General features: G+C 53.2%; 9 protein-coding genes and 1 tRNA gene. 6 read left to right on the forward strand and 4 right to left on the reverse strand.

All coding sequences use genetic code 11. The features are described 5' to 3' along the window. Positions 1-12 precede the first annotated feature (12 nt). Positions 13-89: transfer RNA gene (locus tag THEAM_RS06895), tRNA-Met, on the reverse strand. Positions 90-215: 126 nt separating this feature from the next. Here THEAM_RS06895 and THEAM_RS06900 point away from each other — a divergent pair. Together THEAM_RS06900 and tig are read left to right on the forward strand one after the other, a co-directional pair. Continuing rightward, positions 216-1,424, forward strand: coding sequence for an argininosuccinate synthase (locus THEAM_RS06900; protein WP_013538117.1), 1,209 nt, complete (start codon positions 216-218; stop codon positions 1,422-1,424). Further along, positions 1,424-2,734, forward strand: a complete 1,311-nt coding sequence (tig, locus tag THEAM_RS06905; RefSeq protein WP_013538118.1) for a trigger factor — start codon at positions 1,424-1,426, stop codon at positions 2,732-2,734. Before THEAM_RS06900 ends, tig begins: the two co-directional genes overlap by 1 nt. A gap of 18 nt (positions 2,735-2,752) precedes the next feature. Here tig and THEAM_RS06910 read toward each other — a convergent pair whose 3' ends face one another. The 3 genes from THEAM_RS06910 to purL are packed head-to-tail and all read right to left on the reverse strand — an operon-like array spanning position 2,753 to position 7,467. After that, a complete protein-coding gene (locus THEAM_RS06910) occupies positions 2,753-4,081 on the reverse strand; it encodes a sigma-54-dependent transcriptional regulator (RefSeq protein ID WP_013538119.1) in 1,329 nt (442 codons plus the stop codon). Next, positions 4,056-5,249, reverse strand: coding sequence for a sensor histidine kinase (locus tag THEAM_RS06915; RefSeq protein WP_013538120.1), 1,194 nt, complete (start codon positions 5,247-5,249; stop codon positions 4,056-4,058). The genes THEAM_RS06910 and THEAM_RS06915 overlap by 26 nt, the downstream gene beginning before the upstream one ends. Continuing rightward, positions 5,236-7,467 (reverse strand): phosphoribosylformylglycinamidine synthase subunit PurL, encoded by a 2,232-nt coding sequence (gene purL, locus THEAM_RS06920; protein ID WP_013538121.1) that lies wholly within the window; start codon positions 7,465-7,467, stop codon positions 5,236-5,238. Before purL ends, THEAM_RS06915 begins: the two co-directional genes overlap by 14 nt. Before the next feature lie 107 nt (positions 7,468-7,574). Here purL and THEAM_RS06925 point away from each other — a divergent pair, with 107 nt between their 5' ends. The 4 genes from THEAM_RS06925 to THEAM_RS06940 all read left to right on the forward strand — a co-directional run bounded on the left by THEAM_RS06925 (position 7,575) and on the right by THEAM_RS06940 (position 9,814). Then, positions 7,575-8,024 (forward strand): DUF1931 family protein, encoded by a 450-nt coding sequence (locus tag THEAM_RS06925; protein ID WP_013538122.1) that lies wholly within the window; start codon positions 7,575-7,577, stop codon positions 8,022-8,024. Between the two features lie 41 nt (positions 8,025-8,065). Beyond that, the gene (locus tag THEAM_RS06930) at positions 8,066-8,272 is read left to right on the forward strand and encodes a hypothetical protein (protein WP_013538123.1); all 207 of its coding nucleotides are present in this window, start codon (positions 8,066-8,068) and stop codon (positions 8,270-8,272) included. A 64-nt stretch (positions 8,273-8,336) separates the two neighbouring features. Beyond that, positions 8,337-8,855 (forward strand): ferredoxin domain-containing protein, encoded by a 519-nt coding sequence (locus tag THEAM_RS06935; protein WP_013538124.1) that lies wholly within the window; start codon positions 8,337-8,339, stop codon positions 8,853-8,855. Further along, positions 8,855-9,814, forward strand: coding sequence for a magnesium transporter CorA family protein (locus THEAM_RS06940; protein ID WP_013538125.1), 960 nt, complete (start codon positions 8,855-8,857; stop codon positions 9,812-9,814). The genes THEAM_RS06935 and THEAM_RS06940 overlap by 1 nt, the downstream gene beginning before the upstream one ends. The last annotated feature ends 7 nt before the right edge of the window (positions 9,815-9,821 follow it).

A 9,821-nucleotide genomic window follows, 5' to 3' on the forward strand; every position in this document is an offset into this window, starting at 1 on the left:
AAAATAAAAAATTGGTGGCGACGGGTGGAGTCGAACCACCGACCTGGCGGGTATGAGCCGCCCGCTCTAACCACCTGAGCCACGTCGCCACTTGCAGTGCAAAATATAGCCCTTATCCCCTACCGTGTCAACAAGTTGTATAATCGCCACTCCTTGAGATTGAAGTAGAAATTGCCGTAAAATTCCAAGCCTGAAGGAAAAGGCAGGAGGAGAAAGTGGGTAAGAGAGTAGTTCTTGCTTACTCGGGAGGACTCGACACCTCGGTAATAGTCAGGTGGCTGGCAGACAGGGGATTCGAAGTGATTACCTACACCGCCGACGTAGGCCAAGGTGAAGAGCTCGACGAGATACCAGATAAGGCAAAGGCCTCCGGGGCGGTAGAGGCGATAGTAGACGATATAAAAGAGGAGTTTGCACGGGACTACTGTATGCCCCTGATGAGGGCGGGAGCCCTTTACGAGGGCAAGTACCCCCTCATATCGGCCCTCTCAAGGCCCCTCATAGCGAAGAAGCTCGTTGAGGTGGCCCACAGGGTAGGGGCAGACTACGTGGCCCACGGCTCAACCGGAAAGGGGAACGACCAGGTAAGGTTCGAGGCCTCGGTTTGGGCACTCGACCCCGATATAGAGGTTCTCGCCCCCGTGAGGGAGTGGGAGTTTAAGTCCCGGGAAGAGGAGATAGAGTACGCTAAAAAGCACGGAATTCCGGTTGTTGCCACCAAGGAGAAGCCCTACTCCTACGACAGGAACCTGTGGGGAGTTGCCATAGAGGCAGGCCCCCTTGAGGACCCTTACGTTGAACCTCCGGAGGACGCCTTCGTTATAACCGTAGCGCCGGAGAAGGCACCCGATACTCCCGAGTACGTTGAGATTGAGTTTGAGAGGGGAACACCGGTTGCCCTCAACGGTAAAAGGTACGATGAGCTGTGGAAGCTCATCTGGGACCTTAACGAACTGGCCGGAAGGCACGGATACGGCCGAATAGACATGGTTGAGAACAGGCTCGTAGGGATAAAGTCGAGGGAGGTTTACGAGTCTCCGGCCGGACTGCTTCTGATAAGGGCCTACGACGAGCTGGAGAGCATAGTGCTCGACAGGTTCACCTACCACTACAAGCAGAGCCACGTTAAACACCCGTACGCCGAGGCAGTATACGAGGCCCTCTGGTTTACACCGCTGAGGGAGTCTTTAGACGCCTTTAACAACCGCATAGCGGAGTTGGTAACCGGAACCGTAAGGTTCAAGCTCTTCAAGGGGAACGCTCAAGTGGTGGGAAGGAAGTCCCCCAACTCCCTCTACGTTGAAGACCTTGCCACTTACAGCCCCAAAGACGCCTTCGACCATAAAGACGGTGCAGCCTTTACAAGGGTGTGGAGCCTTCCGTTGAAAGTAATGGGAAGAGTTAGGAAAAAAGGAGGGAAGTGATGAAATACCAGCTGACCCAAGAGAGTCCGGTAATCTACAAACTCACTTTAGAGCTCGAACAGGATGAGGTTCAACCTGCAGTAAACGCAGCGGCGAAGGAAATCGGTAAGCAGGCCAAGATACCCGGCTTCAGGCCCGGGAAAGCCCCCGTTCACGTGGTTAAGAAGTTCTACGCTCAGGAAATAAAGAGCGCCCTCATCAACACGCTTCTGGCCCAGAAAATAGGCGAGGTGATTGAGAAGGAAGGGCTCGAGCTGATTGGAGAGCCCCGACTTGCCGAGTTCGACGTTGACCTGAAGAACAACACGGCTAAAGCCGTTGTGATTCTTGAGGTTAAACCTCAGATAGAGCTTAAACCCGAAGACTACAAAGGCATAGAAGTTAAGGTTCAGAAGAGGGCCGTAGGGGAGAAGGAGGTTGAGAGGGTTATTGAAGGCCTCAGGAACCAAGCGGCCCAGTGGAAAGAGGTAGAGAGGGAGGCAAAAGAGGGAGACCTTGTAGAGCTTGAGTACGAAACGGCCGTAGAGGGGATAGAGGAACCCCAAAAGGGTGAAGTTGCCGTTGTGCTCGGAGCAAACCAGCTGTGGCCCGAGGTTGAGGAGGCAGTAAAGGGTAAGAAAGCGGGAGAGGAAGGAGAAGTTGAGTTTGAAGCTCCCGAAGATGAGAAGTACGGTGATGTGGCCGGGAAGAAGGTAAAGGTTAAGTTCAAGGTAAAGGCGGTTAAGGAGAAGGAGCTTCCCGAAGTTAACGACGAGTTCGCAAAGCGTTTCGGCTTTGAGAGCTTAGAGGATATGAAAAAGCGAATCCTCGAGGACATAGAGATAGCCGAGGAGACCAGGGAGCAGGAGGAGATAGAGGACCAAATCGTTGACGCCCTCCTGAAGAAGGTAGACGTTCCCGTTCCGCCCTCTATGCTTGAGCTTGAGATTCAGGCCCAGGCCCAGAACCAGCTTACAAGGCTTGCACAGGCCGGGTTCAACGTTAACCAGCTGAACCCGCAAACTGTTGTAGAGATGGTAAGGCCAACGGCCGAGAAGACCGTTAAGGTGAAGCTCCTGCTCGAGAAAGTGGCAGAGCTTGAAGGGATAGAGGTAACTGAAGAGGACCTTGAAGAGGAGATTAAGAAACTGGCAGACGCCGCCTTTAACGGAGACTACGTTCTCGCCCGCAAGTCCCTGGAAGAGAGGGGACTGATTGAGATGATTAAAAAGGATATCCTCCGTCAGAAGGCTCTGGACAGGCTCGTTGAGCTGGCCAAGATAGAGGAAGTGGAGCCCGAAAAAGAGGAGAAAGAAGGCGATAAAGAGTAACCATCTCTCAGGGGGAGGCTACTCCTCCCCCTCCCTATCTACCAGTTTCCCAAACCTGTAGCGAAACTCCCTAAAGGTAAGGCCGAGAAGCTCGGCAGCCTTTTTCTTCTTGCCTCCCGCCTTCTCAAGGGCAGCAAGGAGGTAGCTTCTCTCAATCTCTTGAAGGAGCTTTTTAAGGTCAACCCCCTCATCGGGAATCTTAACGGAGGCCACAGACCCCAAAGAGCCGCTGGAGTGGCCGGCCCCAAGAACTCCTCCATCCATCAGGATAACTTCTCTCTCTACTATGTTGCGAAGCTCCCTAACGTTACCCTCAAGGGGAAGCGACATTAAATACTCTATAAAGCTGCTCGAGATTCTCTTTACCTGTTTACCGTACTTGGAGGCAAACTCCCTGGCAAAGTGCTCCACGAGAATCGGGATATCCTCCCGCCTCTCCCTCAAGGGGGGAAGCTCAACAACAATGGTGGCAAGCCTGTAGTAGAGGTCTTCCCGGAAGTTTCCCCTCTTTATTTCCTCTTTCAGGTCTTTGTTAGTTGCAGAGACGATTCTCACATCTACGCTCTTTTCCTCTGTAGAGCCGAGGGGGATGAACTTCTTGGTCTCAAGAAACCTTAAGAGCTTGGCCTGTAAGGGCAGCGGCATGTCGCCTATTTCGTCTAAAAAGAGCGTCCCTCCGTCTGCCTTCTCTATAAGCCCCTTCTTATCGGAAGTCGCTCCGGTAAAGGCCCCCTTTTTATAGCCGAACAGCTCGCTCTCGAGGAGCTCGGGGGGCAGGGCCGCACAGTTGATTGCAACGAAGGGCTTATCCTTACGGGGGCTGAGTTGGTGAATCGCCCTCGCAACAACCTCCTTACCCGTTCCGCTCTCTCCGAGAATTAAAACGTTCACGTCGTAAGGGGCGATTTTCTTTATGGTCTCCTTAAGTCTCTCTACGGCCGCAGAGCGGCCGAGAAGGCCGGGAACTTCCTCTTTGTTTTTTTTCAGCTTTATCTTGTCGGTGACGTTCCTTATGAGGATTCGAAGCTCGTCTATCTGGAAAGGCTTCTCAACGTAGTCGTAAACGCCGAGCTCAAAGGCCTCTTTAACAGTCTGGGTAGAGGCAAAGGCCGTTATTATTATCACTTCGGTGTCGGGGGTCTCCCCCTTTACCCTCCTTACAAGCTCCATACCCGAGCCGTCGGGAAGGCGTAGGTCAACGAGTATCAGGTCGAAGTAAGACTCCTCCACCTTCTTAACGGCCTCCGACAGCGTTCCGGCCTCTTCAACCTGGTAGCCGAACTCCTCCAGGACAATCTTCAGAATCTCCCTCAGAGAGACCTCATCCTCGAGAATCAGAACCTTCACCGCTTCTCCTTAAAGGGAGTTTGAGAGTAAACCGGGCCCCTCCCAAGGGGCTGTCTCCGACGGATACGTAACCGCCCGAGTCTATGGCAAATTTCTTAACTATAGAGAGCCCGAGTCCGGAGCCTTCGGAGCGGCGGGAGTAAAAGGGCTCAAAAACTCTGTTCCTTTCGGAAGGGGGAACGCCGGGGCCGTCGTCGTCAAAGTGGATAACGGCCCAACCGTCCTCTTTCAGAACCGTTATTTCAACCCTTCTCCTCGCCCACTGGAGGGCGTTCCTGAGCAGGTTATCGAGGGCCGAGGAGAGGAGCTTCGGGTCACTCTCAACAAAAACCTCCTCCCCCTTCACCGAAACCTCCTTCCCCATATGGCCCACACTGGAGATGAGCCCCTCCAGTGTAGACTTAAGGGAGAGCCGTGCCACTTCCCCCGTAGAGGGCCTGGCAAGGTTCAGGAAGTCTTTAATTATTGAGTCGAGCCGCTTTGTCTCCCTGTAGATAATATCCACAAGCTTCGGGCTGTTCTTCCCCTCCCTCAGGAGCTCAACGGCTCCCCGTATAGAGGCCAGGGGGTTTTTAAGCTCGTGGGCAAGGTCTGCACTGATTTCGTAGAGGCGCTTGTAGAGCTGGGCCTCCTCCCTTTCAACCTCAAGGGAGCGAATGTACAGCTCCTGAGCTTCAAACCTCACCCTGAGCTTTTGGGCGGCAAGAAGCATAAACAGTAGGGCAAGGGCGTTTAAAAACAGCTGTATAACCCCCTCGTAAGAGAGGCCGCCGTAGAGGACTATAAAGTAAAAGAACTGCAACGTAAAGGCGAAAAGGAGGGTAAGGTAGCTGTAGGGGGCCCCTAAGAATATAACCGAAAAGAAAACGGGAAAGAGCAGGAATATGGAGAAGAAAGCGTAGGAGAAAGCTCCCTTCACAACGAGCAGGAAGAGGAAGAGCTCGTCAAGGAGAAACTCGTAAAAGTGGGGCTTCTTAGAGAGCGCAAAGAGGAGCAGGCTCACAAGGGAGTAAACCGCCAAAACCGCCAGTGAGAAAGAATCGACTATGGAACTCCCGAGGGAGGAGAGGGAGAAGAGCAAAACCAGAAGGCCCGCCGAAAAGGCGAACCTCCCGACTTTATAAAGCAGGTAGAACCTTTCCGTAAAGCTGTAGTTAGTTACCCTCACCAGAGAGAGCCTTTTCCAACGCCGTTTCGTAGATTTCCTTCGCCTCTTTTACTGGTATCTCTACCAGCCTTTTCCCCTTGTGTTTAATTACTCCAACCCCCGAGTCTGTAACCCTGCCGATAACTTTAACAGGAACCGTCTTCTCTGTAAAGAAGGCAAGGGCCTCCTGGAGCTTCTCGGGAGAAACAGAAACCACAACTCTGCTCTGGTCTTCACCGAAGAGCAGGAAGTCGCTCCTTAGGTCGTCGTCTAAATCCACCTCGAAGCCGAGCTCCCTCTCGAAGGCAGACTCAAAAAGGTTAACGGCTATTCCGCCTTCACTAACGTCGTGGGCGTGCTTTAAAAGCCCGCGGCCTATAGCCTCAACGAGGGCATCCTGAAGGGTCTTCTCGAACCTTAAATCGATTGTCTGGCCCCGCCCTTTAAACTCTCCCTCTACAAGCTTCTGGTACTCGGAACCGGAAACGTTCCCCACGTTTTCACCCAGGAGAAGGATGTAGTCTCCGGGCTCCTTAAAGAAGGAGGTCATCCTCTTCTCAACGTTGTCAAGAACGCCTACGCACACAACCGTGGGGGTGGGGAAAACGGCCCTCTTTCCCTCCTCTGTTTTCGTCTCATTGTAGAAGCTGACGTTTCCGCTTACCACCGGAGTCTCAAGAACTTTACAGGCATCGGCCATACCGTCGGTGGCCTTTACGAACTGCCACATAATCTCCGGGTCTTCGGGGCTTGCAAAGTTGAGGCAGTCGGTTATCGCTCTTGGAACGGCACCGGTGCAGGCAACGTTCCTTGCGGCTTCGGCCACGGCGATTTTGCCCCCCTCGTAGGGGTTCAAGTAGCAGTAGCGGGAGTTACAGTCGGAGCTTATGGCTATACCCTTTTCGCTCTCTTTCACTCTGAGAACGGCGGCATCTCCGCCGGGGTAAACAACGGTGTTTATCTGAACCATGTGGTCATACTGCTCCCATATCCAGCGCTTGCTTGCTATAGTGGGGGAGGCAAGGAGCTTCCTCACAACCTCCGCGTAGTCGGAAGGCTCGGGGATGGAGTTCTGGTCGTAAGAGGCGTTTTCGAGTATGTAGTGGGGAACCTTGAAGGGCCTGTAGTAAACCGGAGCCTCGTCCGTAAGAGCTTTTATGGGCAGCTCAGCAACTTTCTCGCCGTGCCAGAAGAGCCTTAAAACGGGCTCCTCTATAACTTCACCTATGACAACGGCGTCGAGGTCCCACTTACGGAAAACCTCCATAATCTCCTCTTCTTTACCCCGCTCGCAGACCACAAGCATCCGCTCCTGAGACTCCGAAAGCATTATCTCGTAAGGGGTCATTCCCTCTTCCCTGGTGGGAACCCTATCGAGCCAGAGCTCTACTCCCACGCCTCCCCGGGAGGCCATCTCAACAGACGACGACGTCAGTCCGGCAGCTCCCATGTCTTGAATGGCAACGATTCCCTCCTTCTCCATCGCCTCCAGGCAGGCCTCTATGAGGAGCTTCTCCATAAAGGGGTCACCCACCTGCACGTTCACCTTCTTTTCAACCTCTTCCTCGGAGGAGAACTCCTCCGAGGCCATAGTGGCCCCGTGAATCCCGTCCCTTCCGGTCTTTGCACCCACGTAAATCACCGGGTTTCCGACGCCGGCGGCACGGGCGTAGAAAATCTTGTCCTTTCTCACTATCCCCAGGGCAAAGGCGTTCACAAGGGGGTTCGTCTGGTAGCAGGGGTCGAAGTAAACCTCTCCGCCTACGGTGGGCACTCCAACGCAGTTACCGTAGTGGCTGATACCGGAAACCACCCCCTTTGCCACGTAGCGCATCTTGGGGTCGGAGAGCTCTCCGAACCGCAGGGAGTCCATACAGGCAACCGGGCGCGCTCCCATGGTGAAAACGTCCCTGAGGATACCGCCCACTCCGGTTGCAGCGCCGTGGAAGGGCTCTATGTAGGAGGGGTGGTTGTGGGACTCAACTTTAAAGGCGGCACATATCTGCTTCTCCTCATCTACCATTATGATTCCGGCGTTCTCTCCCGGCCCCTGAACCACCCAGGGAGCCTCGGTGGGGAACTTCTTAAGGTGGGGACGGGAGGATTTATAAGAACAGTGTTCACTCCACATTGCCGAGAATATTCCAAGCTCCACAAGGTTGGGTTCCCTGCCCAGGAGCTTCTTTATCTTTTCGTACTCCTCCCAGGTAACGTGCTGCTCTATCAGCCTCCTGTCCATTTACGCTCTCCTTGAGGGTTTAGGGTTAAGGGAATTATAGCCGCCGTTGATACAATAAGGCAAAAGCCCTAAATTTCCTTAGTCAAATTCCCAAAAGGAGGGAGAAGATGGCAGTTGTAGGCTTTGCAAAGCTGGAGGCCCTCTTCAGGAAGGCTGCAAGCATCGACATCGACAAGAACAAGGCCAAGGAGATTACAGACATCGTAGAGAAGAAGCTCTACGACCTGCTCCTCATCGGCGAGAGGAACGCAAAGTACAACGGACGTGAGGTTATCTGGGAAAGCGACGTCCCCCTCACAAAGGGGTTCCTCGAGTCCATCCAGCAGTTTAAGAACCTTGAAGAGGAGCTTCCCCTCCAGGACATCCTCAACTTCCTGGCAACAAAACCTCCGCTCAAGTACCCCCTCGAGGCAGAGCTCGAGCAGAAGCTCCCCGAAATCGTAGGAGCGCTCCTTTACATCCTTGCCCGCATAATGAAGGAGGTAGACCCGGGCGTAAGGAAGCCCTCCTCCGAAGACATCGAAAGGGCCGGAAGGATTCTCGACCTCACAATGTAAGGCAAGGGGGCCGCAAGGCCCCTTAATCCAAAGGAGGAAGCTTGAAAGAGCCCAGCCTTCAGATGACCCTAAGGGAGTGTTTAAAGAGCTTCCCCCAACTGGAGGAGAAGCTCTACCAGCTCATAGAGGAGTGTATCTACTGCGAAGGGTTCCAAGACGAACCCCTCGAAGAGGTCTTTAGAGCCCACCGGCTTAACCCCCAAAAGGCCTTAGAGGAGCTGAAAAAGGCCCTCAAAGAGTCCGAGTAGTTAAGCGTTTCCCCTCTCCGTTCCGGTGATAGAATTTCCCTGCCAACACACTCAGGAGGAGGCGGTGTTCCCCTACTATAGCGCAGTTAAAACCGTTGCAGAGCTTATGTGCTGCAGTGCGATTACTGCCCCCAAGGGCAAGGGTGTAAACCTGCTATACACGAAAATCTTTGAGGGAACCGAAAAAGACCAAGTGGCAGACCTCATGGAGAAAATAGGCCGGGAAAAGGAGATACCCTTCTTCGTAAGGGACGCCGCAAACGTCAGAGACTCGCTCCTTGTGGTCTTCATAGGAACCGAGGTTAAACCCCGGGGCGTTCCGTTTTGCGGGTTCTGCGGGTTTGAGAACTGCGAAAAGTCCCAAGCGGCCGGCGCCTACTGTGCCTACGCAGTAGGAGACCTGGGAATAGCCATAGGCTCGGCAGTTAAAGTGGCCTCGGACAACAACGTAGACAACAGAATAATGTTCTCCTTCGGCAAAGCCGCCATAGAGGGAGGGTTCGTTCCGGAAAGCGTAAAGCTCGGCTACGGGATTCCGCTATCGGTAAGCGGCAAAAACATATTCTTCGACAGGAAGCGTTAATGGAGAACGTTGCCTGGATAGTAACGCCGTCGGGGGATACGGTTACAACCGTAACAACACCCCTCTCTACCCTCTTAGAGAACAGGCAACTGCTGAAGAAAAAACCCCTCTGGATTCACCTCAGAAGGCTGGACGAAAAGGCAGAGGAGCTTCTAACCGAAACCTTCGACATAAACGAGCTCTCGGTTGAAGACTGCAGAACCGAAGGGCGCTCCAAAGTGGAGAACTTCGACACCTACCTGTTCCTGCTTCTCATTTACTACGACGGCGGAATAAGCAGGCACAAGAGGCTGTGCGCTTTCTGGGGGAAAGACTTCCTCATAACGGTAGGGAGCCGCCGCCTCTTTGAAGAGACCAAGAAAGAGCTCCTCCTGGAGGAGAAGCCCTTCGGAGAGGGAATCGAGCACATAGTTTGGCTCTTCTCCAGCATAATAGTTGAGAAGCTCAAAAGGGTTACAGACATCCTGGAAGAGCAGGCAGACGAAATTGAGGCCAAAGTGTTCAAGGAGCAGAACCCGGAGCTCCTTGAAGATATCTCCGACCTTTCCTACGAAATACTCACCCTGCGGAGGACCCTAAAGCAGATAAGGGATACCTATAAACACCTGCTCTCCTACGCCCCCAAACTCATCCACACCGAGAACATCCACTACTTCAGAGACCTGCTGGACGAAATCAGCATACTCTACGATAGGGCCGAAACCCTCCACGAGTTTATCCAGAACGTCTTAGACGTTTTCTCATCGCTGGTCTCCTTTAAACTCAACGAGATAATGAAAACCCTCACAATCTTCGTCGCCGTTTTAGAGCCCCTGATGTTCATCTCCTCCTTCTACGGCATGAACGTAGAAGACCTCCCCTTTGCACAGTGGCGGTTCGGTATCGTTTTAATTTCTCTATTTATGGCTATCATAAGTATAGGTTTGATATATTATTTCAAGAGGAAGCGCTGGATTTAACCTCAAT

This window comes from Thermovibrio ammonificans HB-1 (assembly GCF_000185805.1).
Lineage (GTDB): Bacteria > Aquificota > Aquificia > Desulfurobacteriales > Desulfurobacteriaceae > Thermovibrio > Thermovibrio ammonificans.

What these genes read in the sequence shown, in the direction of transcription:
- tig (WP_013538118.1), top strand. Translation starts at nt 1,424, where the DNA reads ATGAAATACCAGCTGACCCAAGAGAGTCCGGTAATCTACAAACTCACT.
- THEAM_RS06940 (WP_013538125.1), top strand. Translation starts at nt 8,855, where the DNA reads ATGGAGAACGTTGCCTGGATAGTAACGCCGTCGGGGGATACGGTTACA.
- THEAM_RS06925 (WP_013538122.1), top strand. Translation starts at nt 7,575, where the DNA reads ATGGCAGTTGTAGGCTTTGCAAAGCTGGAGGCCCTCTTCAGGAAGGCT.
- purL (WP_013538121.1), bottom strand. Translation starts at nt 7,467, where the DNA reads ATGGACAGGAGGCTGATAGAGCAGCACGTTACCTGGGAGGAGTACGAA.